General features: G+C 68.5%; 26 protein-coding genes. 11 read left to right on the forward strand and 15 right to left on the reverse strand.

All coding sequences use genetic code 11. The features are described 5' to 3' along the window. Positions 1–15 precede the first annotated feature (15 nt). Positions 16–1,587 (reverse strand): sensor histidine kinase, encoded by a 1,572-nt coding sequence (locus LZK98_RS08765; protein ID WP_233786101.1) that lies wholly within the window; start codon positions 1,585–1,587, stop codon positions 16–18. A gap of 10 nt (positions 1,588–1,597) precedes the next feature. Further along, positions 1,598–1,765: a NepR family anti-sigma factor gene (locus tag LZK98_RS08770; protein ID WP_233786102.1), complete on the reverse strand. Its 168-nt coding sequence runs from the start codon at positions 1,763–1,765 to the stop codon at positions 1,598–1,600. A 239-nt stretch (positions 1,766–2,004) separates the two neighbouring features. On the opposite strand from LZK98_RS08770, the gene LZK98_RS08775 reads away from it, so the two are divergent. The 3 genes from LZK98_RS08775 (at position 2,005) to LZK98_RS08785 (ending at position 3,709) form a co-directional block, all read left to right on the forward strand. Next, positions 2,005–2,805: a response regulator gene (locus LZK98_RS08775; protein ID WP_233786103.1), complete on the forward strand. Its 801-nt coding sequence runs from the start codon at positions 2,005–2,007 to the stop codon at positions 2,803–2,805. Between the two features lie 43 nt (positions 2,806–2,848). Beyond that, a complete protein-coding gene (locus tag LZK98_RS08780) occupies positions 2,849–2,995 on the forward strand; it encodes a hypothetical protein (protein WP_233786104.1) in 147 nt (48 codons plus the stop codon). Between the two features lie 78 nt (positions 2,996–3,073). Further along, positions 3,074–3,709 carry a sigma-70 family RNA polymerase sigma factor gene (locus LZK98_RS08785; protein ID WP_233786105.1) on the forward strand — a complete coding sequence of 212 codons (636 nt, stop codon included), beginning with the start codon at positions 3,074–3,076 and terminating at the stop codon, positions 3,707–3,709. Here LZK98_RS08785 and LZK98_RS08790 read toward each other — a convergent pair. Beyond that, positions 3,693–3,875: a hypothetical protein gene (locus LZK98_RS08790; RefSeq protein ID WP_233786106.1), complete on the reverse strand. Its 183-nt coding sequence runs from the start codon at positions 3,873–3,875 to the stop codon at positions 3,693–3,695. The genes LZK98_RS08785 and LZK98_RS08790 overlap by 17 nt on opposite strands. A gap of 79 nt (positions 3,876–3,954) precedes the next feature. Here LZK98_RS08790 and LZK98_RS08795 point away from each other — a divergent pair, with 79 nt between their 5' ends. The 7 genes from LZK98_RS08795 to LZK98_RS08825 all read left to right on the forward strand — a co-directional run bounded on the left by LZK98_RS08795 (position 3,955) and on the right by LZK98_RS08825 (position 10,839). Next, positions 3,955–6,624, forward strand: a complete 2,670-nt coding sequence (locus LZK98_RS08795) for a bifunctional [glutamine synthetase] adenylyltransferase/[glutamine synthetase]-adenylyl-L-tyrosine phosphorylase (RefSeq protein ID WP_233786108.1) — start codon at positions 3,955–3,957, stop codon at positions 6,622–6,624. Next, positions 6,624–7,085 carry a peroxiredoxin gene (locus tag LZK98_RS08800; RefSeq protein ID WP_233786110.1) on the forward strand — a complete coding sequence of 154 codons (462 nt, stop codon included), beginning with the start codon at positions 6,624–6,626 and terminating at the stop codon, positions 7,083–7,085. Before LZK98_RS08795 ends, LZK98_RS08800 begins: the two co-directional genes overlap by 1 nt. Then, positions 7,082–7,876 carry a ferritin-like domain-containing protein gene (locus tag LZK98_RS08805; RefSeq protein ID WP_233786111.1) on the forward strand — a complete coding sequence of 265 codons (795 nt, stop codon included), beginning with the start codon at positions 7,082–7,084 and terminating at the stop codon, positions 7,874–7,876. Before LZK98_RS08800 ends, LZK98_RS08805 begins: the two co-directional genes overlap by 4 nt. Before the next feature lie 113 nt (positions 7,877–7,989). Further along, positions 7,990–9,183, forward strand: coding sequence for a M23 family metallopeptidase (locus LZK98_RS08810; RefSeq protein WP_233786113.1), 1,194 nt, complete (start codon positions 7,990–7,992; stop codon positions 9,181–9,183). 47 nt (positions 9,184–9,230) lie between these two features. After that, positions 9,231–9,572: an iron-sulfur cluster insertion protein ErpA gene (erpA, locus tag LZK98_RS08815; protein WP_233786115.1), complete on the forward strand. Its 342-nt coding sequence runs from the start codon at positions 9,231–9,233 to the stop codon at positions 9,570–9,572. Between the two features lie 10 nt (positions 9,573–9,582). Further along, complete coding sequence (gene xth, locus LZK98_RS08820) at positions 9,583–10,356, forward strand: exodeoxyribonuclease III (RefSeq protein WP_233786117.1); 774 nt, start codon at positions 9,583–9,585, stop codon at positions 10,354–10,356. Between the two features lie 204 nt (positions 10,357–10,560). After that, complete coding sequence (locus tag LZK98_RS08825; protein WP_233786119.1) at positions 10,561–10,839, forward strand: hypothetical protein; 279 nt, start codon at positions 10,561–10,563, stop codon at positions 10,837–10,839. 36 nt (positions 10,840–10,875) lie between these two features. On the opposite strand, the gene LZK98_RS08830 is transcribed toward LZK98_RS08825, so the two are convergent. After that, complete coding sequence (locus tag LZK98_RS08830) at positions 10,876–12,027, reverse strand: GNAT family N-acetyltransferase (protein WP_233786121.1); 1,152 nt, start codon at positions 12,025–12,027, stop codon at positions 10,876–10,878. A 121-nt stretch (positions 12,028–12,148) separates the two neighbouring features. On the opposite strand from LZK98_RS08830, the gene LZK98_RS08835 reads away from it, so the two are divergent. Continuing rightward, positions 12,149–13,258 (forward strand): fatty acid desaturase family protein, encoded by a 1,110-nt coding sequence (locus LZK98_RS08835; RefSeq protein WP_233786123.1) that lies wholly within the window; start codon positions 12,149–12,151, stop codon positions 13,256–13,258. 92 nt (positions 13,259–13,350) lie between these two features. On the opposite strand, the gene lptG is transcribed toward LZK98_RS08835, so the two are convergent. The 11 genes from lptG to rpmA form a co-directional block, all read right to left on the reverse strand. After that, entirely contained in the window at positions 13,351–14,442 is a 1,092-nt protein-coding gene (gene lptG, locus LZK98_RS08840) for an LPS export ABC transporter permease LptG (protein ID WP_233786538.1), read from the reverse strand. Positions 14,443–14,447: 5 nt separating this feature from the next. Then, positions 14,448–15,647, reverse strand: coding sequence for an LPS export ABC transporter permease LptF (gene lptF / locus LZK98_RS08845; protein WP_233786124.1), 1,200 nt, complete (start codon positions 15,645–15,647; stop codon positions 14,448–14,450). A gap of 124 nt (positions 15,648–15,771) precedes the next feature. Beyond that, positions 15,772–17,748, reverse strand: coding sequence for an ATP-binding protein (locus LZK98_RS08850; protein ID WP_233786126.1), 1,977 nt, complete (start codon positions 17,746–17,748; stop codon positions 15,772–15,774). Between the two features lie 55 nt (positions 17,749–17,803). Then, a complete protein-coding gene (gene spt, locus LZK98_RS08855; protein ID WP_406694181.1) occupies positions 17,804–19,018 on the reverse strand; it encodes a serine palmitoyltransferase in 1,215 nt (404 codons plus the stop codon). Positions 19,019–19,067: 49 nt separating this feature from the next. Then, positions 19,068–19,313, reverse strand: a complete 246-nt coding sequence (locus tag LZK98_RS08860; RefSeq protein WP_233786128.1) for an acyl carrier protein — start codon at positions 19,311–19,313, stop codon at positions 19,068–19,070. A 68-nt stretch (positions 19,314–19,381) separates the two neighbouring features. After that, positions 19,382–20,281, reverse strand: a complete 900-nt coding sequence (locus LZK98_RS08865) for an NAD(P)H-binding protein (RefSeq protein WP_233786130.1) — start codon at positions 20,279–20,281, stop codon at positions 19,382–19,384. Further along, entirely contained in the window at positions 20,278–21,405 is a 1,128-nt protein-coding gene (gene proB / locus LZK98_RS08870; RefSeq protein WP_233786132.1) for a glutamate 5-kinase, read from the reverse strand. Before proB ends, LZK98_RS08865 begins: the two co-directional genes overlap by 4 nt. Continuing rightward, entirely contained in the window at positions 21,390–22,442 is a 1,053-nt protein-coding gene (obgE, locus tag LZK98_RS08875) for a GTPase ObgE (protein ID WP_233786133.1), read from the reverse strand. Before obgE ends, proB begins: the two co-directional genes overlap by 16 nt. Before the next feature lie 7 nt (positions 22,443–22,449). After that, a complete protein-coding gene (locus LZK98_RS08880; RefSeq protein WP_233786135.1) occupies positions 22,450–23,028 on the reverse strand; it encodes a TetR/AcrR family transcriptional regulator in 579 nt (192 codons plus the stop codon). A 178-nt stretch (positions 23,029–23,206) separates the two neighbouring features. After that, positions 23,207–23,761: a GNAT family N-acetyltransferase gene (locus tag LZK98_RS08885; RefSeq protein ID WP_233786137.1), complete on the reverse strand. Its 555-nt coding sequence runs from the start codon at positions 23,759–23,761 to the stop codon at positions 23,207–23,209. A 145-nt stretch (positions 23,762–23,906) separates the two neighbouring features. Further along, entirely contained in the window at positions 23,907–24,176 is a 270-nt protein-coding gene (gene rpmA, locus LZK98_RS08890) for a 50S ribosomal protein L27 (protein WP_233786138.1), read from the reverse strand. Positions 24,177–24,200: the final 24 nt, after the last annotated feature.

Consider the following 24,200-nt stretch of genomic DNA (forward strand, 5'->3'; position numbering starts at 1 on the left):
AATTTTTGATGCCGCTCAGTCACGCCCGGTGATGGCGATCGCGATCTCGAACGCCCCGCTCAGCGGCTCATGGTGGAGGGGGGAGCGCAGCTGGCGGGACAGCCCTTCGATCACACGCCCATAGCGTTCTGCGATCGCCTTGCGCAGTCCCTCCGTCTCGATCAGCGCGGGAGAGCTGACCCGGACGAGGGCGTGCGTCTGGTTCTCACCGGGCTTCACCGAGATGCGGAGCTGTGCCGCCGGACTCGCGCCCATCGCCATCTCGACCAGCTCGGTGATGAGGAAGGCGACCGCCACCGCGGTATCCTGCGAGACGAGATAGGGATCGATCTCCAGCGTCAGCCCGAAATCGCGGCTGCGGCCGCTTGCGGTCGCGCGGATGTTGGCGGCCAGCTCGCTGATCACCGACCGGAGCCCGAGCCCGCGATTCTCCTCGAGCTCGGCAAAATGGTGACGGTGTACCACCGCCAGCGCATCGACGCGGCGCTGGATCGCGGCATAGGCGGCGGTCGCCTCGGCATCCACGGCGCTGCGCGCGTGGAAGTTGATCAGGCTGGTGATGACCTGGAGGTTGTTCTTGACGCGGTGATGGACCTCGCGCGTGAGCTTGGTCTGACGTGTCAGTCCCTCGGCGAGATCGGATTCGTGATCCCTGATCGTGCGGGTCAGGTCGGCGAAGGTGTCGCCGAGGTCGCGGATCTCGTGCGCGGGGATCGCTCCGAACTCGCCGGGATCGAACACGCTGCCCGGCGTATAGGCGCCGACCCGCGTGCGCAGCCGGCGGAGCGGGCGGATCAGCAGCCGGTCGACCACGAACCAGCCGATCCCCGCCGCCGCCGCCCACATCAGGATCGGCAGCAGCATCGCCGCCAGCACCGCCGAGGTGATCGGCGCGCTGTCGACCTCCATGTGCAGCACCAGCCGGTCGAGCCCGATCGGGCTGTCGTCCCGCTCGCGCCGGGACAGCACGGTGCCGGGAAGCTGGCGCAGGTCCAGCATATCCTCGTCGCGCATCAGCCTGGTGCCATAGGCGCGCAGGAAGCCGCTGGGGCGCGCGATGTCGGCGAGATAGGCCGTCGGGAAGAAGGCGGTCGCCCGTGCCGTACCGCTGCCGCCGGTGACGCCCAGCAGCAATCCGCCCGGCAGCAGCCGCACCGCGACGGCGTTGGGGCCGGGTTTGGGCGCCTCCCGCTCGATCGGCCCACCGCAGCGAAGCTGTCCCGCGCGGTCGATCACGGCATAGCGGGCGCCGGCGGGAAGGCTGGGGGCGAACACGCCGCGCGTCCTGGCGCAGACAGCGGTGTCGCCCGGATCGGCCTCGATCGCCGCGACCGCCGATCGCAACGCATTGGCGTCGCCGACAAGCTCGATCGCGAGCGAGCGCGCCGCCTCGCCGGTCGCGACCCTCAGCGCGGCACGATTCTCGACGTCGGCGGTGCGGGTGGTCTGGAGCGCGGCGAACACCGCGATCAGCGCGAGCGGCAGGAGAGCCGCGCTCAGAATGAGGAACAGCTTGGCGCCTGTCGGCATCCGCGCCAGTGCTGGCAATGCGCGGTCGCCCTCAGGGAGACCGGTAACGTCGTCCATCCGCCGGCGGCTACCCCAGCTTGTTCAACAGGTCGAGCATTTCGTCGGGAATCGTCTCGGAAACAGCATCCTGGTAGACCGCGCGCAATGCCTCGCCCACGCTGCGGTCGTCTCCCTTCTGCTTCCGCTCTCCCTTCTTTCGCATCTTCGGGTCAGAATCGGTCTTCTCAGAACGCACGTCTTCCCCCCTCCGGGCCCGGCAGGGCCGGGGAACATCAAAGGCTCAGGCATCGGGTAAACGCCATTGCCGCCGCGCACAACGCGATCGTGGGCGAACGTGAAACCAAATATCGCTTCGATTGTTCCCAAGGGCGGTGCAAAATGCGGGGAGGGGCCTTCTCCCTTGTGCCGAAAGATTTAAGCTGTCGCGTGGATGGCCCCGCACGACAGGGTTTTACGACGGAGAACAACGCCGAAATGTCGCTTGGACAGCAGCTTGCGCCGCATCTTCCCTTCCTGCGGCGCTACGCCCGCGCGCTCACCGGCAGCCAGTCCGAGGGCGACCATTATGTTCGCGCCACGCTGGAAGCGATCGTCGCCGCGCCGGAAGAATTTCCGCGCGACGTCGATCCCAGATTGGGACTCTATCGCATTTTCCAGGCGATCTGGGGCCCGACTCACCCCGACGACGGCCGCACGCCCGCGGCGCCGGAAAGCGACCATGAAGCGATCGCCCGCGCCCGGCTTGCCCGGATCGCGCCGGTTTCCCGCCAGGCGCTGTTGCTGACGGCGATGGAGGGCTTCACCACCGAGGATGCCGCCTATCTGATCGACAAGACGCCGCAGGAGGTCGACGGGCTGGTCGCCGACGCGCTGGCCGAGATCGAGAAGCAGACCCGCGCCCGCGTGCTGATCATCGAGGATGAGCCGATCATCGCCATGGACATCGAGGCGATCGTCCGCGACCTCGGCCATGAGGTGACCGGCGTCGCCGTCACCCGCGACGAGGCGGTGGCGCTGGCGATGGAGGATCGGCCGGGGCTGGTGCTCGCCGACATCCAGCTCGCCGATGACAGTTCGGGTATCGACGCGGTCAAGGACATCCTGGCCGAGTTCCAGGTGCCGGTGATCTTCATCACCGCCTTCCCCGAACGGCTGTTGACCGGTGAGCGACCCGAGCCGACCTTCCTCATCACCAAGCCGTTCCAGCGCTCGACCGTGAAGGCGGCGATCAGTCAGGCGCTGTTCTTCGACCAGGCGACCGTGCCGGCAAATTGAGCCAAGTTACGGAGCCAAAACGGTTCTCAGGTGTTGAGGGGGCATGGCTGACGAAATCGACCGAGACGGAGTGCAGCACGTCGACGCCGAGCGCGCCCGCGCCGGCGCGACGCCGCACATGACCCGCTATATCCTGGGCATCTCGCTTGCCCTCGTCATCGTGATCTTTGCCGTTCTCGTCCTCCGTTGAGCGGCGAAGTCCTTCGCAAACTTCTCGAAAATTAATCCCGCACTCCTATGTTGAGCGCGACCTGAAGAACGGATCACGATGACCGAGCGTGACGACATCGCCGACGATTCCGCCGAGCCGACTGCGCCGCACGTCGCCCTGTCCGATCCCGAGTTCAAGGAGCAACTCGCGCAGGTGATCCCGCATCTGCGCGCCTTCGGGCGTTCGCTGTCGGGTAGCCGCGACCTCGCCGACGATCTGGTCCAGGAGACACTGCTCAAGGCATGGGCGGCACGCAAGCGCTTCCAGGCGGGCACCAACATGCGCGCCTGGACCTTCATCATCCTGCGCAACCTCTATCTCAGCCAGATGCGCCGCGCGCGCTTCAAGGGCGAGTGGGACGACCTAGTCGCCGATCGGCTGCTCGCCGCGCCAGCCAGCCAGGACCGGCACGTCGAGCTCACCGACATGCAGCGCGCGCTGCTCCATCTGCCGCAGCCGCAGCGCGAGGCGCTGATTCTGGTCGGTGCGGGCGGCTTCGCCTATGAGGAAGCAGCGGAGATCTGCGGCGTCGCTGTGGGCACGATCAAGAGCCGCGTCGCGCGCGGCCGGGTGGCGCTCGAATCGATCCTCAGCGAAGGGAAGCTGCCGTCACGGCGCGAGCATGATGCCGACGGCCAATCGGCGCTGGACACGATCATGGGAGAGGTCGACGAGCTCAGCCGCGACGGCTGAAGCCGTTGCCCTGGTCGCTGCCATCCAATTGGCTGAGCAGCGCTGCGAGGTCGTCCGGAATCCCGAAATCGCGCTCATAGGCTTCACGCAGGGCGACCCCGATCGCATCGCCCGCGCGCGGCCGTTCGACGACCGTCGCCTCGTCACGTGCGGAGTTGCCGAGCATCTGAGTCATGCGCCTAAAACAAATAAAGTACGGATTTGTTGCTTGACTTGATCGGACTGATCGCCCGTCAAGCGGATCGATGTCGGATTCAGAATACAGGATCGAGCAGGCGCTTGCCCGCGCTAAGACGGAATCGCCGTTTCTTTCGGGGCTGATCGAGCGGGAGCGAGCGCTGGTCGACGGTATGGCGGAGGCGCTTGCCGATCCCCTCGCAGCGGCAGCGATCGACGATCCCGACATGCCGGTCGGCCGCCGCCTGCGGCTCGAGCGGCGGCGGCTAGCGCTGGTCGTGGCGATCGGTGATCTTGCCGGCCTCTATGATCTGACCCGCACCACCGGGGCGTTGACCGCGTTCGCCGATCATGCGCTCGACAGTGCCATTGCCGCGGCGATCCGCGAGCGCGTGCCCGGTGCCGAGCCGGCGGGGCTCGCCGCGATCGCGCTCGGCAAGCAGGGCAGCCGCGAGCTCAACTATTCGTCCGACATCGATCCGATCCTGCTGTTCGACCCGGCGACGCTGCCGCGGCGCGAGCGTGACGAGCCGGGCGAGGCGGCGGTGCGGATCGGGCGCCGCGTGGTCGAGCTGCTGCAGACGCGCGACGGCGACGGCTATGTGCTGCGCGTCGACCTGCGCCTGCGGCCCTCGCCGGAGGTCACGCCGATCGTGCTGCCGGTCGAGGCGGCGATCTCCTACTACGAATCGCAGGCGTTGCCGTGGGAGCGTGCCGCCTTCATTCGCGCTCGCGCCGCGGCGGGGGACGCGACGCTGGGCGACGAATTCCTGGCGACGATCCGCCCATTCGTATGGCGTCGGGCGCTCGACTTCGGCGCGATCCGCGAGATCCGCGGCATCTCCGCCCGCATCCGCGACCATCATGTGCGCGGGCAGCAGTTCGGGCTTGGCTACGACCTGAAGCGCGGGCGCGGCGGCATCCGCGAGGTCGAGTTCTTCGCCCAGATCCACCAACTCATCCACGGCGGCCGCGAACCGGCCTTGCGCACGCCGGCGACGCGCGATGCGCTGGCGCGGCTCGCGGAGGCGGGGCGGATCGACCCGGAGGAAGCGGCGGCGCTGTCCGAAGCCTATACGCTGCTGCGGACGATCGAACACCGCGTCCAGATGATCGACGACCGGCAGACGCATGCCTTGCCGGAAACGGCGGAGGGGCTCGATCGCATCGCCCGGCTGCACGGCCTCGCCGACGGGGGCGAGCTGCTCAACCTGCTCCGCCCGCACGTCGAGCGGGTCGAGCGCATCTACGGCGCGCTCGACGGCGAGGAGGCGCCGCAGCTTCCTGGCGGCGTCGAGCCGCTGGCCACCGCCGGTTTCGCCGATCCGGAGGCGGCGGCCCGGCTGATCGCGACGTGGCGGTCGGCGACCTATCCGGCGCTGCGCAGCGGGCCGGCCCAGGCGGCGCTGGAGGCGGTGCTGCCGGCGCTGGTGCGTGCATTGGGAGCGGCGCCCGACGCCAATGCCTCGCTGATCCGCTTCGACGCGATCCTCGCGCGGCTCCCGACGGCGATCAACGTGCTCCACCTCATCGAGGCGCGGCCGCCGCTGCTCAAACTGCTCACCACCATCCTTGCCTATGCGCCGACGCTCGCCGATGCGCTCGGGCGGCGTGCCGAACTGCTCGACGGCCTGCTCGACACCTCCGCGCTCGATCCGGTCGGAGAGGTCGAGGCGCTCGCCGCAGAAATGGCGGCGCGGGAGGCAGGCGACGATTACCAGAGCCTGCTCGACGGCGTGCGCCGCGTGGTCGGGGAGCGCCGCTTCGCGCTCGGCACCCAGATCGTCGCCGGCACCAGCGATCCGATGCAGGTCTCCGCGGGCTATGCCCGCGTGGCCGAAGCGGCGGTGGACGTGCTTGCCGCCGCCACCGTCGAGGAGTTCGCCGTCCGCCACGGCCGCGTGCCCGGCAGCGAGCTGGTGATCCTGGCGCTGGGGCGGATGGGCGGAGCGGCGCTGACGCACGCTTCCGACCTCGATCTCATCTATCTGTTCACCGGCGATTTCGCGGCGGAATCGGACGGGGAGAAGCCGCTGGGCGCGGTGCTCTACTACAACCGTCTCGCCCAGCGCGTCAGCGGTGCGCTGTCGGTGCCGACCGCGTCGGGACCGCTCTACGAGATCGACACGCGCCTGCGCCCTTCCGGCACGTCGGGGCCGCTGGTGGTCTCGCTCGACGCCTTCGACCGTTATCAGCGCGAAGCCGCCTGGACCTGGGAGCATATGGCGCTGACCCGCGCGCGGCCGATCTTCGGCTCGGCGCAGGCGCGGGCCGAGGTGAGTGCGATCATCGCCCGCATCCTCGCCGGCGACCGGCCGGAGCGCGACATCGTCGCCGACGCCGTCAAGATGCGCGCCGAGATGGCCGCCCACAAGCCGCCGGCAGGTCCGCTCGACGCCAAGCTGCTCGACGGCGGGCTGGTCGACCTCGAGTTCGTCGTCCATGTCGCGCAGCTCACCCGGCGCACCGGTTTCGACCCGCACCTCGGCCGCGCGATCGACCTGTTGGTGGAGACCGGACATCTGCCGAGTGAGCTGCGCGCGGCGCACGACTTCCTCACGCGCCTGCTGGTGACGATGCGTCTCGTCGCGCCCGATTGCCAGCCGCCGCCGCCCGCGACCCAGGCGCTGGTCGCGCGCGCCTTGTCGCTGCCCGACTGGGCGGCCGTGCTTGCAACGCTGGAGACCACCCGGCAGAGCGTGCGTGCGGCATGGAATTCGGTGATCGGAGAACGGTGATGGCGATCGAAGGCGAGCGGCTCCCCGACCATGAGTTGACCGGCAGCGACGGCGCACCGCTGCGGCTCGCCGGCTTCGTCGGCAAGCCGCTGGTGCTCTATTTCTATCCCAAGGACGACACCACGGGCTGCACGCGCGAGGCGCAGGACTTCACGGCGCTGATGCCCGAGTTCGAGGCGGCCGGTGTGCAGGTTCTCGGCGTCTCCAAGGACACGCCGGCAAGCCACGTGAAATTCACGAAGAAATACGATCTGACGGTGCCGCTTGCCAGCGACGCGGACGGCGCGTTGATCGAGGCGCTGGGTGCCTGGGTCGAGAAGTCGATGTATGGCCGCCGCTTCATGGGAATCGAGCGCTCGACCTTCCTGTTCCGCGCCGACGGCACGCTGGCGCGGGCGTGGCGCAAGGTGAAGGTCGCCGGGCATGCCGCCGAGGTGCTGGCGGCCGCCCGCGCGCTGTGACCAACGTCGCCGAGGCGGCGCGGGCGGTACTGCTCACCGCCGATCCGCGCGCCAAAGTCGCCGCGGCGCGCAAGGCTGCGCGCGACTGGCGGCTGGGGCGGCTCGACCATGCGTTCGACCTCGTCATGCCCGATCGCCCGGCGCGGCCCGCGGAGCCCGAGCTGCTGCCGCCCAACCGCATGCCCAAGCGCGGCCGCGCCGGATCGGAGCGCAGCCGGATCGCCATGATCCACGCGCTCGCGCACATCGAGTTCGTCGCGATCGATCTCGCCTTCGACCTGGTCGGGCGGTTCGGGGCGCATTTCCCCCGCGGCTTCACTGACGACTGGATGCGGGTTGGCGCCGACGAGGCGATGCATTTCGCGCTGCTCGACCGGCGACTGAAGGCGCTCGGCAGCCGCTATGGCGCAATGCCCGCGCACGACGGCCTGTGGGAAGCGGCGGAGGCGACTGCGCATGATCCGCTGGCGCGGCTGGCCGTGGTGCCGATGGTGCTGGAGGCGCGGGGGCTGGACGTGACACCGGGGACAATCGTGCGGTTCGAGGAGGCCGGCGACCATGCCACCGCGCGCATCCTCCGCCGCATTGTTACCGACGAGGTACGCCATGTGCACGCTGGTACGCGCTGGTTCGAATCGCTATGCGCGGAAAAAGGAATCGTATCCGAAACGACCTGGCAACGCCTTGTTTCTCAGTATTTTCGGGGCGTCTTGAAGCCTCCGTTCAACGACTCGGCGCGCGACTCAGCCGGTCTGACGCGGGATTATTACGCGCCTATTGCCCAGGGCTGATCGGTCGAGCAACAAGTCTCAACGTCTTGGTGCGGAGGGGGTTCCACACGAGACACGGACGAATTGCCATTCGGGCTGTCGGCCTGAGGGGCTTTCTTTTGTTGCGGGGATCGATGGTCGCTACCACCTTTCAGAATCTGTCGAGCCGCATCGACCGGGTGCGATCGCTGTTCACCACTCGCGACTTCATTTTCCACGACGGCAAGGCGCTGCGCCGCTTCAGCATCTCCGGCCGCGCGCAGGCGCTGCTCGCCGGCACCGCCGCCGTCACGCTCGCCTTTTCCGCCTATGGCGTCGCCTCGGCCGCGGTCGGTGCGGTCGCTGCCACCGGTATCGCCGGCACGCCGGCCTCGCCCGAGGCGCGGATGATCCGCATGCGCGCCGAGATGATGGCGATGCAGGCGGATGTCGCCGCGCTCAAGCTCGCGACCCGTGTCCATGCCGCGCGCGTCGAGCAGCGCCAGGCGCTGATCGCGGCGGTGCTCTCCGGCAAGGGCGATCCCGAGAAGCTCGTCGCCGCCATCCAGCCGGTTTCGGTCGATTCGCACGGCACCGGCACGGTGCTGGCGCCGCTACAGCGCATCGAGGCACGCCAGGTCGCGCTCGCCCGCGCCGCCCAGCGCGCGACCGAAGAACGGCTGGCGATGACGACCAGTCACCTGCGCCGCCTTGGCGTCGCCCCTGAGCGCTTCGTCAGCGGCGGCATGGGTGGTCCGTTCGAGGCGGCCGACAGCGCCGAGGCGGCGGCGGAGCTCAATAGCGCCGATTCCGACGCGCAGTTCAAGACGCTGTTCCAGACCTGGAAGAAGCTCGACACGCTCGAGCAGGGCGCGATCTCGATCCCGTCGATGCAGCCGGTGCAGAACCTGAGCTTCACCAGCAACTTCGGCGTCCGCTCCGATCCGTTCCGCGGCGTCGCTGCGATGCACGCCGGGGTCGACATCCCCGGGCCGCTCGGCACGCCGATCTACGCGACCGCCGACGGCATCGTCGCCCGCGCCGGCCGCGCGTCGGGTTATGGCAATCTCGTCGAGATCAACCACGGCAAGGGCATCGAGACCCGCTACGGGCACATGTCCAAGATCCTGGTCACGCCCAACACCCGCGTGAAGCGTGGTCAGCTCATCGGCCTGATGGGCTCGACCGGGCGGTCGACGGGAAGCCATCTTCACTACGAAGTCCGCATCGACGGCCGTGCAGTCAATCCGGTCCCTTTCCTGCAGCCGTCGAGCACGCTGGTCGCGATCCAGGCGCGTGCCGCGCACGGGCAGCAGGTCGCGATGGGCGGGCCGGCGACCAACAACTGATCTGACTGCCGGTTGCCGCTGAGGCTAGCGTCGCCTATCTGAGCGTCATGGCCACGCTCGCCGCTTCCGAAATCGCACTGACATCCGCCGCCGCGGCACGCGTCGCCGCGATCGCCGAACGCCAGGGCAAGCCCGCGATCCTGCGGCTGTCGGTCGAAGGGGGCGGGTGTTCGGGCTTCCAATACCGTTTCGGCCTCGCCGACGCGCCGGAGAGCGACGACATGATCGTCGAGACCGACGGGGTCCGGCTGGTGGTCGACGCGATCAGCCTCGATCTCGTGCGCGGCGCGGAAGTCGATTTCGTCGAGAGCCTCGGCGGTGCGGCATTCCGCGTGAACAACCCCAACGCCGCCTCAGGCTGCGGCTGCGGCTCGAGCTTCTCGGTCTGAGCGGCGTCGCTTGAAGATCGTCAGCTACAACGTCAACGGCATCAAGGCGCGGCTCCCGCGCCTGATCGAATATCTGACCGAGCAGCAGCCGGACGTCGTCTGCCTGCAGGAGCTCAAGGCCGCCGACGACGGCTTTCCCGAGAAGGAGATCCGCGACGCCGGCTACGGCGCCGTGTGGCATGGACAAAAGGGTTGGAACGGCGTCGCCGTGCTGGCGAAGGGCGCCGACCCGGCCGAGCGCCACCGCGGTCTCGCCGGCGAACCGGAGGACGAGCATAGCCGTTACCTCGAAGCCGAGGTGAACGGGGTGGTGATCGCCTCGATCTATCTCCCCAACGGGAATCCGGTGCCAGGCCCCAAGTTCGACTACAAGCTACGCTGGATCGGGCGGCTGGCAGCACGGGCACGCGAGCTGCTTGCCGAGGAGCGGCCGGTGGTGCTTGCGGGCGATTACAATGTCATTCCTAACGACGACGACGTCTTCTCCGTGCGTGCAATGCAGTCGGATGCGCTGATGCAGCCGGAGAGCCGCCAGGGCTATCGCGCGCTGCTGGCGCAAGGGTGGACGGACGCGCTGCGCACCCAGTATCCACGCGGCGGCGTATGGACCTTCTGGGATTATCAGGCGGGCGCGTGGCAGCGCGACGCAGGCTTCCGCATCGACCACCTGCTGCTCAGCCCGATCGCGGCCGACCGCTTCCACTCCGCCGGCGTCGACAAGGATTATCGCGCCCGTGAGAAGGCGAGCGATCACGCACCGACCTGGGTCAGGCTACGGCAGTAGGGGCGCCTGGGCGGTCATCTGCCACTACGCTGAACATCTGTCTTCGATCCCACGAACTGCCCAACTACGGATGTAGACAGCACCGATGCCGTTGGCGCCGCGTCGCATGCGGCTCACGTCAGCGCGCTTGAGTGTTGTATGTCGATAATACAATCCTGGCGTGCGGGCTCGCCTCTTGGCCCCGCGAGTTCGGGAGGACTTTCGATGTTGCATTCCGCCATATTGATTGCTGCGATTGCGACCGCACTGACCGTATCGGACCCTGTTCCAGCCACGCAGGGTGCGAAGATGCTGGACGCTGCAACGCCCGCCTCGGCACCGGCGTCTGTCTCCACCTCCGATGCTCAAGCCGGGAGCAAGCGGGAGCAGCGCTATTGCGTGAAGCAGGAAACCACCGGATCGATCCTGACGTACCGCAAATGCCTCACGCGCGAGCAATGGATCGCCAAGGAGGGGTTCGACCCACTGGCCGCGAAGAAGTGATGGGCAGCCGGCGGCGTCTCGCCAGCCCGCCGGCCGTCACAGGTCCTTGCCGTAGACTTGGTAAACCTTGTTGACCTTGCTCTCGATCGTCTCGGCGATCGAACGCATCCCCTGATTGTCGTCGAGGATCCAGCCGATCTCGCCGCGGCTCGCGCCGTAGCGCGTAACCGACGCGCGGCGGATATATTCGATCATCATGAAGGCGAGCTGGCTCGCCATCCGCGACGATTGCAGCTCCTTGACGACGCCCATCAGCGGCACGCGCATCGTGCGCACGCGCGGCCGGCGCAGCCACAGCAGCAGCTTCGCCCAACCGAACGGGAACAGGTTGCCGTTCAGCGGCTTGATCGCCTCGTTGAGGTCGGGGAGGGTGATCATGAACGCGACCGGGCGGCCGTCGAGCTCGGCGATGCGGATCAGGTCGTTGAACACGATCGGCTTCAGCTTGACGCCGACATCCTTGATCTCGGGCGGGGTCAGCGGGACGAAGCCCCAATTGTCCGCCCAGGCATCGTTGAGGATGTCGAGGATGATCGCGGCTTCCTCCTCGAACTTCGACTTGTCGACCTCGCGGACGCGGATGCGCTCGTTGCGCTCGCCGGACTTGATGATCCGTTCGACGATCGGCGGGAAGCCCTGCGTGATGTCGAGCTCATAGGTGAGGAGCTGCTTGACCGGCTGATAGCCGGCGCCTTCGATCCAGCCGCGATATTCGGGCTTGGCGTGGCCCATCATCACCGTCGGGGGATGATCGTAGCCCTCGATCAGCAGGCCGGGCTCCTCCCAGATCGACATGGAGATGGGACCGAGCGCGCGTTTCATGCCCTGTTCGCGCAGCCATTCCTCGGCGCGCGCGATGAGGGCGCGGCCGATCTCCTCATTCTCGGCATCGAACAGGCCCCATTGGCCGACGCCGGGGCCGAAGCCCTGCTCGGGCGGCTGCTCGAGCGCTAGCGTGTCGATGTGCGCCGAGATGCGGCCGACGACGCGCCCGTCCAGCTCGGCGAGGAAGAGCTGCGCCTTGGCATGGCTGAACCAGCCGTTCTTCTCGGGCGTGATCAGGCCCAGCGCCTCGGACTTGAGCGGCGGCACCCAGTTGGGATCGTCGGCATAGAGGCGGAAGGGCAGGTCGACGAAGGTCTTGCGGTCGGCCTTTGTCGTGACCGGCCGGATGGTGAGCGAGGACATTGCTGGAGCCGCCGGAGCTAGGTTGCGAAGGGCCCGTGAAGTCCTGCGTCGGCGCCCCGCTGTCAAGCCGCCCCTGTTGTTGCCCACATATAGCCACTATCTAAAGGCAATGCCCCAGGCGATGAATAGCTCGATCACCCTCGACCGTGCGTCCGCTGCGCCCTCGCCCAAGGCGGCCGCTCCGGCGCGCTCGGTCCGCGTGCCCGACGACAAGACGCTGCTGCGCACGGCGGCGGAGCTTTCGCGCGACCTCAACCGGCCCAAGCCAGCGGTCTATTGGACCGACATGCTCGCCTCCGCGCTGGTCGGTTATGCCGCGCTGGCCGGCGCGATCCTGTCGCCGTCGACGGGCTGGGCGATCGTCGCCGGCGTGGTGGCGGTGCTCGCGCTCTATCGCGCGGCGAGCTTCATCCATGAGGTCAGCCATATCAAGCATTCGGCGCTGCCCGGCTTCCGGCTGGGCTGGAACCTGTTGGTCGGCATTCCGCTGATGGCGCCGTCGTTCATGTACGAGGGCGTCCACAACCTCCACCACGCCCGCACCCGCTACGGCACGGCTGAGGATCCCGAATATCTGCCGCTCGCGCTGATGAAGCCGTGGACGGTGCCGCTGTTCGTGTTGGTGTCGGCGCTGGCGCCGGTCGGTTTCCTGATCCGCTGGGGCGTGCTGTCGCCGCTGTCGGTGCTGTTCCCGCGCCTGCGTGCGCTCGTGGTCGCCCGCTATTCGGCGCTGGCGATCAATCCCTCGTTCGAGCGCCGCGCGCCCGAGGGCGACGCGAAGATGCTATGGCACCGGCTGGAAGCAGCGACCAGCGTCTGGGCGATCGCGCTGATGACCGCCACGGCGACCGGCGTGCTACCGCTCCGCGCCTTCCTGATCGTCCTCGCGGTGATCTCCGCGGTGATGGTGATCAACCAGGTCCGCACGCTCGTCGCCCATCTTTGGGAGAATGACGGCGAGCCGATGAGCGTGACCGCGCAGTTCCTCGATTCGGTCAACGTGCCGCCGCCGGCGCTGCTGCCGTTCCTGTGGGCGCCGGTCGGCCTGCGCTACCATGCGCTGCATCACCTGCTGCCGGGGCTGCCCTATCACGCCCTCGGTGAGGCGCACCGCCGCCTGTCGGCCGCGCTCGATCCGCAGTCGCCCTATCACAAGGCCAATTACCGCGGCCTGCCGGGGCTACTCGAGCGGCTGGTGCGCAGCACCTTCGCCGTCGTCGGGCGGCGCTGAGCTTATCCGTCATCCCGGCGAAAGCCGGGATCTCCTGCCGTATCGCGCCTCCGCATGAGATCCCGGCTTCCGCCGGGATGACATAGAAGAGCTTATTCCTCCGTCCTGACCAGCACCGCCTCGCCGACCAGCAGGAACAGCAGGAACGGTGCCCAGGCGGCGAGGAAAGGCGGATAGGCGCCGAGGTTGCCCATCGCCAGCGCGAAATTGTCGGCGACGAAATAGGCGAAGCCCAACGCCATGCCGATCACGGCGCGGATGAAGAGCTTGCCCGAGCGCGCGACACCGAACGCCGCCACCGCCGCCAGCAGCGGCATCAGCACCGACGAGAGCGGTCCGGACAGCTTGTGCCACAGCGCGCCCTCGAGCGCCTTGGTCGGCCGCCCGGCTGCCCTGAGGTCACCGATCGCCGACGACAGCGCGCCGAACGACATGCCGTCGGCGTTGATGTTGGCCAGCGTGAACTGATCCGGCCGCACGCCGTCACCGACGTGGAGGCTGCCGAGCGGTGTGATCGTGCCCTGTGCGACATCGAAGCGGCGGGCATTCTCGATCCGCCAGCCCTTGCCCTCGCGCCGGCCGCTGTCGGCGGTGATGATCGCGGTAAGCGATCCGCCGCTGCGCTGATAGGCGGCGATCCCGGCAAGCTGCACCGCATCGCCCTTGCCGCGGACCTGCTGGACCTGAATGAGGCTGTCGTCGGCGCGCACCCAGACGTTGCTGCGCTCGCCGCGTTCGATCGGCAGCGGCCCGTAATTGACGCGCTGCCACTGGTCGAGCGTCGCGCTGGCGCGGCTCACGACACGGTCGTTGAAGGCGAACGAGACGGCGGCGACCGCTATGCTGGCGACGATCAGCGGCGCCAGCACCTGATGTGCCGACAGGCCCGAGGCCTTGAGCGCGATCACCTCAGAATTCTGATTGAGCGTCGACAAGGTGATGATCGTGCCGAGCAGCACCGCGAAGGGCAGGAACTGGGCAATGATCTGGGGTACGCGCAGGCTGACGTAGTGCCAGATCTGCGCCTGCCCATTGCCTGGATAGGCGAGGATGTCGCCGGTCTCGGACAGGAGATCGAGCGCCTGCAGCACCAGCACGAGGGCGAGCAGGATCGACAAGGTGCGTGTCAGGAACAGTCGCGCCATATAGAGCGTGACCGTGCGTGACGGGAAGAAGCTGGGCATGTTGCTCATGCCTGCGCCTCCCGCCGGCGCCGCCCGGGCAGGCGCCGTACGATCGCTGCCGTGAGCTTCGAGAAGCCGCGCTCGAGCACGCCGATCGGCTGCCCGCCCGGCACATGGGCGACGGTATAGTACATCCACAGCACTAGCGCGGCGAACAGCGCGAACGGACCCCACAGCGCGAGCCGCGGATCGAACCGCCCGAGGCCGCCCAGGGCTTCACCATATTCGTTGATCTTGTGATAGCTGACCAGCATCACGATCGACAGGAACACGCCCAGCGACGAGGTCGACCGCTTGGGCGGGATGCCGAGCGCCACGGCCAGCAGCGGCAGCAGGAACATCGTCGCGACCTCCGCCAGGCGGAAGTGGAAGGCAGCGCGGCTGGTATCGCGCAGCTCCTCCGGCGCGCGGACATCGGCACCGATGCGCGCGAGCTCGGGCAGGGTGAGCTCGAGATTGCGGCCGCCGCGGCCGCGGAAGCTGCCGTATTTGGGCAATGCGATCGGGATGCTGTGCGAGCTGAAGGTCAGCACGCGCGGAACCGGCGAATCCTTCGTGTGCTGGACGAGCGTGCCGTTGGTGAGGCGGAACACGATCGATTCCATATCCTCGGTGCGCAGGAACTGGCCCTTTTCCGCGGTGACGGCGTAGGAGCTGCCGTCCTTGAGCTTGCTGTAGACGAAGATGCCGGACAGCTCGCGGCCGCCGTCCTTGCTGTCCTCGATGCGGACCGTGATGTTGTTCGGGAAGTTGGTGAACTCGCCGACCTTGATCGACGCACCGAGCGCCCCCGAGCGCAGCTCGAACCGCAGCCCCTCATAGGCGTAGCGTGCATAGGGCTGGACGAAGCCGACGATCGCCAGGTTCACCAGGGCCAGCGCGATCGCGTACATATAGGGCACGCGCAGCAGCCGCGTGTAGCTCATCCCCACCGCGCGCAGCACGTCGAGCTCCGACGTGGTGGCGATGCGGCGGAAGGCGAGCAGGATGCCGAGCATCAGCCCGATCGGGATGCCGAGCCCGAGATACTCCGGCAGCAGATTGGCGAGCATCTTCCACACCACGCTCACCGGCCCGCCCTGGGTCGCGACGAAGTCGAACAGGCGCAGCATGCGGTCGAGCACCAGCAGCATCGCCGCGATCACCAGCGTCGAGAACAGCGGCACCGCGATCAGCCGCGCGAGATAGCGATCGATCGAGGTCATGCTTGGCGGCGACAGGCTTCCGGGGAGAACTGGGCTGGAGAGGCTATAGAGGCGTGGGGCTGGCGCGCAAAAGGAAAGTTGGAGTCGTTTTCAGCTTCGCTGGCCGGTGCCGCCGAAACCGACTCTACTCCGCCGCGATCGCGGGCGGCGGGATGGTGCGGCCGGCGGTGGCGGTCTCGATCGCGCGGGCGAGGGCGGCGAGGGTGAAGGGCTTGCGCAGCACCTCATAGTCCCCGAACCCCGTCGCCTCGCGCTCATCGCCCGCATAGCCGGTGACGTAGAGCACCGCGATGTCGGGAATGTCGGCGGTCAGCTCGGCGACGAGCTCGGGACCCGTCTTCCCCGGCATCAGCACGTCGGAGATGACCAGGTCGATCGATGCCATCCCATCGGCGACGACGTGCGCCGCCGCCGGATCGCTGCACGCGACTGGGCGGTGGCCGAGCTCGCGCAGCAGCTCGACGGTGGCGGCAAGCAGGCGCCGGTCATCCTCGATCACCAATATGTCGAGCTGTCCGGGCGAGCTCACCGGCTCGTCCGCGGCTGCAGGTACGGCAGCGGAGAGGCTCACCTCCGCCGAGGTGTCGCGGGGCAGGTAGATGGTGACGATGGTGCCCTCGCCCGGCGTCGACGCGATCGCCACGTCGCCGTGCGACTGCCGCGCGAAGCCGAACACCTGGCTGAGGCCGAGGCCGGTGCCCTTGCCGATCGGCTTGGTGGTGAAGAAGGGCTCGAACACGCGCTCGAGCACCTCCGGCGCCATGCCGCAGCCGGTGTCGCGGATGCTGATCGCGACATAGTCGCCCGCCGCGCATTTCCCCACTTCGTTCTGGGCGAGCGCGGCGGTGGCGGTGGCGATGGTCAGCCGGCCGCGGCCCTCCATCGCGTCGCGCGCGTTGACTGCGAGATTGAGGATCGCATTTTCGAGCCCGTCGCGATCGACCCACACGTTCCAGATCGACGCGACGCCGCTCGCGTCGACCTGGACGCCGTCGCCGAGCGTGCGGTCGAGCAGGTCGGACATGTCGTGGATCAGCGTCGCCGGATCGACCGCGCGCGGCAGCAGCGGCTCGGCGCGGGCGAAGGCGAGCAGGCGGCTGGTGAGCGCGGACGCGCGGCTGGCACCCTCCTCGGCGCTGTCGAGGTGGCGGATGACGTCCTTGCCCTTGCCGCCTTCGAGGAAGCGCCGCCGCGCCAGCTCGATTCCGCCGAGAACGACCGCCAGCATATTGTTGAAATCATGGGCGATGCCGCCGGTGAGCTGGCCGACCGCTTCCAGCTTCTGCATCTGGCGGAGCTTGGTCTCGGCGGCTTCGCGCTCGCGGGCCTCGGCGTGGAGCTCGTGCGTCGCGACCTGGACCGCGGCTTCGAGCTGGCCGGCGCGCATCCGTTCGGCCTCGGCCTCGGCGGCGGCGCGGGCGCGCTCCTCGGACGAGCGCATCGCCAGCCAGCCGAACCCAATCGTCGCCAGCACCAGCAGCACGCCGAACGCCGCGAAGATCTTGGCGGCGAAGTTCGACTGCTCGATCTTGAGCGTCGCCGCGGCGGTGCGCGCGTCGAGCACGCCGCGCTCGGTGGTGATGAAGCCGTCGAGCAGCGTGTCGATACGCGTGAGCGAGGGGCTGTTGCGCGCCTCGTAATAGAGCGCGAGCGCCTGGTTGTTCTTCTTGTAGCTGGTCGACAGCGCGATCAGCGACAGCTGGTCGCTGCGCTCGCGATAGGCCTGGCGCAGCGCGAACACGCGGCCCTGCTGGGTCGGATTGTCGTTGGTGATGCGGTCGAGCCGGTCGATCTGCGCGCCGGCCTGGACCCATTCGTCGGAGAAGAGCTGGCCGAGCGTGCGGTCGCCGCTGATGACGAAACGGCCGAGCGCCGCCTCCGCCCGCGCCATCTTGCCCGACAGGCTGCGGGTGAGGATCATCACCTCATAGCTGTGCGACTGCGCGCGCAGCGCTGCGTCGCGCTCGCGGTTGGCGCTGGTCAGCGCGACGATCAGGGCAATGAGCACGCCAGCGCTCAACAGCGCGGCGACCAGCATCATGATCGCCCGCCAATGCGCGTGTAGCAGGCCCGCGCCCCCGGTTGCGGCCCGTTCGGTCATCCCACCGCTATCTTACATGCCCGGAAGGGCGGGGCAAAGTGCCGCTTTCAGGCGATCAATTGATGACGCCGACCGCCTGTCCGGCGGCGCGGAACATGCCGAGAATGGTCTCGACCTGTTCGGACGTGTGCTCGGCGCAGAGCGAGCAGCGCAGCAGATAGGTCCCGGCCGGCGTCGCGGGCGGGCGCGCCATGTTGACGTAGAGGCCGCCTTCCAGCAGCGCCTGCCACATCCGCACCGCCTGGTCCTGATCGCGCAGGATCACCGCGATGATCGCCGACTGCGGCGTATCGGTGCCGAGCGTGAAGCCCATCTCGCGAAGGCCGGTGTGGAGCCGGCGGGAGTTCTCCCACAGATGCGCGCGCTTGTTGCCGGCGTGCATGAGCTTGCGGATCGAGGTCGCCGCGGTCGCCACAACCGACGGCGGCAGTGAGGCGGTGAAGACATAGGGCCGGCAGACGAGGCGCAGCACCTCGAACTTGGGATGGTTGGAGACGCAGAAGCCGCCGACCGTGCCGACCGACTTGGAGAAGGTGCCGACGACGAAGTCGATGTCGCCCTCGCAGCCCAGCTCCTCATAGACGCCGCGCCCGTTGGGGCCGAAGAAGCCCATGCCGTGCGCCTCGTCGCACAGGATCATCGCGCCGTGCTTCTTGGCGACGGCGACCATCTCCGGCAGCGGGGCGATGTCGCCGAGCATCGAGTAGACGCCCTCCAGCACCACCAGCTTGCCGGCCTCCGCGGGCAGGCGGCCGAGCCGCTTGTCGAGATCCTCGACCGAATTGTGGCGGAAGCGGACGACCTCGGCATTGCCCATCGCGCAGCCGTCGTAGATCGACGCATGGCTGTCGGCGTCGAGGATGATGTATTCGCCCTTGCCGGCGAGCGTCGAGATCATCCCGAGATTGGCCTGATAGCCGGTCGAGAACACCATGGCGTGCTCGGTGCCGTAGAATTCCTTCAGCGCCTCCTCGACCTCCTTGTGGCCCTGATAGGTGCCGTTGAGCACGCGGCTGCCGGTGGTACCCGCGCCGAAATTGTCGAGCGCATCCTTGCCCGCCTGCACCACGTCGGGGTCGAAGGTCATCCCCATGTAGTTGTAGGTGCCGAGCAGGATCGTCTCCTTGCCCTTGATCACGGCGAGGGTGGGGGACTTCACCTCGTCCATCACGATCGCGAAGGGATCGCGCACGCCGCTCGCCAGCAGCGCCTCGCGCTCGGCGATCAGCGGGTCGAACTTGGAGAAGAGGTCACGCTCGGGCGCGATCACCGGCGGGTTCTCGGGCAAAGCGTCGGCAGTGGCGGCGGCTTCGGTCACGTCACGCGTCCTTGAGCTTGGCGACGGCGTCGACGAGCTGGCCGACCGTCTCGATCTCGGCCTGCATGTTCATCGTGATGATGATGTCGAACTCGTCCTCGATCGCCGCGACGAAGTCCATCACGGTCAGGCTGTCCCACTCGAGGTCGCCCTGGAAGGTGGTGCTCTCGGTCAAGGTGACGCCCTTCTTGTTGAAGGGTTCGATCTGCGCCTTGACGGTCTCGAAAATCTGGTTGCGGTCGCTCATGGCCGGTCCTTAGTTCGGTGCGGAGTGGCAGGCAAATGGGGCTGAAGCTTGTCGCGCCTGCGGCGGGATCACAGCAGCCCCGCCGCGCGATAGGCGGCAGCGGTGGCGGCGAGACCCTCCGGCGTCGACACCTGCGGCTGCCAGAGCTGCGCGGGCGGACGGCGGGCGGGATCGATCACCCAGTCCTGATGGCAGAAATAGGCGACGCGATCGGGGGTGAGTTTCGCGCGCTTGCCGCGGATCAGCCGGTCGAGCTGCGCGCCCGCCATCAGGATCGGGCGGGGCAGGGCAAAGGTCGCGACGCGGCGGCCGACGGCGTCGCCGATCGCTCGGGCGAACTCTTTGTGGCTCCAGCCGCCGGGCTTGCCGTCGTCGGCGTCGAGGCTGAGGCGCTCGTCGGTGGCGGCGAGCGCGAGGAGCAGGCGAGCGAGGTCGCTCGCCTCGATCACTGACAGCTGCCCGCCCGGCGGCAGCAGCGCGAGACCGCGCTTCGCTAGGCGGAACAGTTCGAGCATCTCCATGTCGCCGGGGCCATAGATCGCAGGCGGGCAGACGACGCTCCAGGCGAGGGGGGAGGCGGTGACGAGCCTTTCGGCTTCGGCCTTGGACCAGCCGTAGACGGAGAGGTGCGGCTCGCGTGCGGCGAGCGAGGAGACATGGACGAACCGGCGAACGCCCGCGCGCTCGGCTGCGGCGAGCATCTTGCGCGTGCCCTCGATGTTGCCTGCGATGAAGCCGTCGCGATCGGGAGCGTTGACCACGCCTGCGACGTGGATCACCGCATCGGTGCCCTCGGCCAGTCGAGCAAGTGCCGCCTCATCGTTCAGCGTGCCTGCGATCCAGGTGATGCCTGCGCGCTCGGTTTGCGGCCGGCGGGTGAGGGCGCGGACCTCGTGGCCCGCGTCGGTCGCCAGGCGGAGCAGATGTCCGCCGACGAAGCCGGTGCCGCCGGTGACGGCGAGCTTCATACCAGCGCCATGTTGCTGCGATGGACCAGCGCCGAACGCGGTGCATAGCCGAGGATCACGGCATGTTCGTCGCTGCGCTTGCCGGCAATGCGGGAGGCGTCGGCGGCATCATATTCGGAGAGACCGCGCGCGATCGTTCCCTCCGGCCCGGCGATGGTAACGAGGTCGCCGCGCGCGAACTTGCCCTCGATCCGCGTCGCGCCGGCGGCGAGCAGGCTGCGGCCCTGCCCGAGCGCCTTGGCCGCGCCGGCATCGACGTAGATCGCGCCCTTGGCGGTGAGACCCCCGGCGAGCCATGCCTTGCGCGCCGGCGCCGCCTTCTCGGCCAGGAATATGGTGCAGCGCCCACCGTCGAGCGCATCGAGCGGCCGCTCCGCCTGGCCGGAGACGATCGCGAGATGCGCGCCCGCGGCGGTAGCGATGCGCGCCGCCTGCACCTTCGATGCCATGCCGCCGGAGCCCATGCCCGAAGCAGAATCTGAGCCCGCCATTGCGACGATGCGCCGGTCGATGCGCTCGACCAGCGGGATATGCACCGCGCCGGGCTCGCGCGGGTCACGGTCGTAGAGGCCATCGACGTCGGACAGCAGCACCACGCCGCTCGCCCCCGCCGCTGCGCCGGCACGCGCAGCGAGCCGATCGTTGTCGCCGAACCGGATCTCCTCAGTCGCGACGCTGTCGTTCTCGTTGATGACCGGCACCACGCCGAGCTTGAGCAGCCGCCCAAGCGTCGCCGCGACGTTGAGATAGCGGCGGCGATCCTCGAGGTCGTCGAGCGTCACCAACATCTGCGCAGCGGTGAGCCCGTGCGCTCCGAACGCTTCGGCCCAGGCCGAAGAGAGCGCGATCTGCCCGGTCGCGGCCGCTGCTTGCGCATCCTCCAGGCTGGCGCGGCCGCCCTTCGGCAGCTTGAGCCGCCGCGCCCCCAGCGCGATCGCGCCGGACGAGACGATCGCGACCTGCTGCCCGGCCGCAGCGCGCTCGGCAATGGCTGCGGCGATACCGGCCAACCAAGCGCTGCGGATCGCACCGGAGGGATCGACGAGCAGCGCCGATCCGATCTTGACGATCAGGCGCGGACAGGCGGCGGGGGAGAAGCGCGACGCCGCTAGATCGGCGACCATTCCACCTCGTCCTCGCCTTCGTCCTGCTCGGGCACAGGGCTGGGCTCGCCCGGACCGATCGCCTCGATCAGCCGGTCGAGCACCGCCTCGACGCCTACGCCGGTCGCGCCGGAGATCGGCAGCACCTCGGCGCCGCTCGCCTCGGCCAGCTCGGCGGACAGCGCCTCTGTCAGCTCCCCGTCGAGCAGGTCGCATTTGTTAAGCGCGATCACCTCGGGCTTGCCGGTCAGATCGGCGCCATAGGCTTCGAGCTCCTGACGGACGATGCGATAGGCATCCACAGGGTTATCCCCATGGGCATCCACAAGGTGGAGCAGTACCCGACAGCGCTCAATATGCCCAAGGAAGCGGTCGCCGATCCCGGCACCCTCGGCCGCGCCCTCGATCAGGCCCGGGATGTCGGCAAGCACGAACTCGCGGCCCTTGTGCGTCACCACGCCCAGCTGCGGCCGGGTGGTTGTGAAGGCATATTCGCCGACCTTGGCCTTGGCGTTGGACACCGCGTTGATGAAGGTCGACTTGCCCGCATTGGGCAGGCCCACCAGCCCTGCGTCGGCGAGCAGCTTGAGCCGCAGCCACACCCACGCTTCCTCGCCGGGCCAGCCGGTGCCGTGCTGGCGCGGGGCGCGGTTGGTCGAGCTCTTGTAGCTCATGTTGCCGCGGCCGCCGTCGCCGCCCTTCAGGAACACCTCGCGCTGGCCGACGCGGGTCATGTCGAGCAGCAGTGTACGTTCCTCGTCGTCGGCCAGGATCTGCGTGCCGACCGGTACCTTGATGACGAGGTCCTTGCCGCCCGCGCCGGTCCGGTTGGAGCCGGCGCCACCCTTGCCGCGTGGGGCGCGGAAATGCTGCGTGTAGCGAAAGTCGATCAGCGTGTTGAGGCCGGCCACCGCCTCGAACACGATGTCGCCGCCCTTGCCGCCGTCGCCGCCGTCGGGACCGCCGTATTCGATGAACTTCTCCCGCCGGAAGCTGACCGCGCCGGGGCCGCCGGCGCCCGAGCGGACGTAGATCTTGGCCTGATCGAGGAAATGCATCGCGCGCTCAGTCCTGTTCGTCGTGCATGAGCGCGGCGCGCGCGATCTCGCGGGCGCGCTCGCGGGGAACGCCGAGCGAGCGCGCCATCGGCCCGCCGAGCAGCGCATCGCCGAGCGCCATCAGCACGAGCTGGAGCGTCTCGTCCTGGATCGGCCGTTCCTCCTTGGAATGATCCTGCGAGAGCTCCTCGACCAGGTCGTGGATCGCGGTGAGGATCGGATCGAGCGCGTCCTCGTTGCCCGACAGGATCATCCAGCTCGCCAGCGCGCCGCCGCCGCCCTGGCCGAAGGCGTCGAAGGCGAGATCGACCACCTCGCGCGGGTTGTGGTCGCCCTCGCGTGCGCGGAACACTGCCTCGCGGATCGTGGTGGTGATGAAGTCGGCCATCCGCTCGATCAGCGCGCGCTGCAGCCCGGCAGCCGAACCGAAATGATGGAGGAGATTGGCGTGGGTGCGGCCGATGCGCGCGGCCACGGCCTTGAGCGTCACCGCCTGCGGCCCCTGCTCGACCAGCAGCGCACGCGCGGCGTCGAGCGCGGCGTCGCGCGATTCTTCGGGGGAGAGGCGTTTGCGGGTGGCGAGCATAAGTGAGGCTGTAGGAGGAAGTGATTGGAATTAAAATCCTCCCCGGCACGGGGAGGGGGACCATTCGCGTCAGCGAATGGTGGAGGGGGCCCGCCTCAGGCGGTGTCGCTAGTGGAGGGTTCCCTCCACCACGCCCTTCAGGCGCGGTCCCCCTCCCCGTGCCGGGGAGGAGCTTGATTTACGCCGCCATGCACATGACCGGTCGCTCGTCCTCGGCAGCGAGGTCGAGCGTGTAGGTGGCCGTCGGCACGCGCGTACCGCGCGCCCGGCACTCGCGCCGCTCGATCCGGCCGGTGGCCCGGAAGCCGAGCTTGCGCAGCACCCGGCCCGAGGCGGGGTTGTCGACGAAATGGCCGGAAACGAGGCGCCGCACCCCGAGCCCGTAGCGCGCGATCCCCAGCATCGCCTTGCCCGCTTCGGTCGCATAACCGCGGCCCCAGGCATCGGGCGTCAGCCAATAGCCGATCTCATGCGCCCCTTCTTCCGCCGGATGCAGACCGATAGCGCCGACCAGCCGGGGCTGCTCGCCGCCCTCATGGGCGAGGATGAGGCAGAAGACGTCGTCGTCCCCGCGTTCCATCGTCAGCCATGCCTCGGCATCCGCCTGGGTGTACGGCCAGGGCAGGCGCGACAGCTTCGTCGCCACGCTCTCATGGGCCGCGGCACGGGCGAGGGCAGGGGCGTCCTCCGCCCAGCCGGGCCGCAGCGTCAGTCTCGGGGTTCTCGCGAACATCGGCACTCTCCTCGTCGTCATCGCGCGGGCGGCGCGATCGGTGTGAGGGAGCAAGAAAAAAGGGAGCCGGGGCGACCCGTCTCCCTTGTGCTGGTTCCGATGTGGAACCCGGGTCGCCCTGGTGGGCAACCCGGATGGTTGCCCGTTATTCGGCCGCTGCCGGAATCATCTCGACGGTGCAGAACTTGCGGCCAAGCTTGCCGTCCTTGAACGCGACGCGGCCGTCGACGAGCGCGAAGAGGGTGTGGTCCTTGCCCATGCCCACGTTCGTGCCCGGATAATATTTGGTGCCGCGCTGGCGCACGATGATGTTGCCGGCGACGACAGCCTCGCCACCGAACTTCTTCACGCCAAGACGGCGGCCGGCCGAATCACGACCGTTGCGCGAAGAGCCGCCTGCTTTCTTATGTGCCATTGCCTATACTCTCGCTTCTAAGTC

It is taken from the genome of Sphingomonas cannabina (assembly GCF_021391395.1).
Taxonomy (GTDB): domain Bacteria; phylum Pseudomonadota; class Alphaproteobacteria; order Sphingomonadales; family Sphingomonadaceae; genus Sphingomonas; species Sphingomonas cannabina.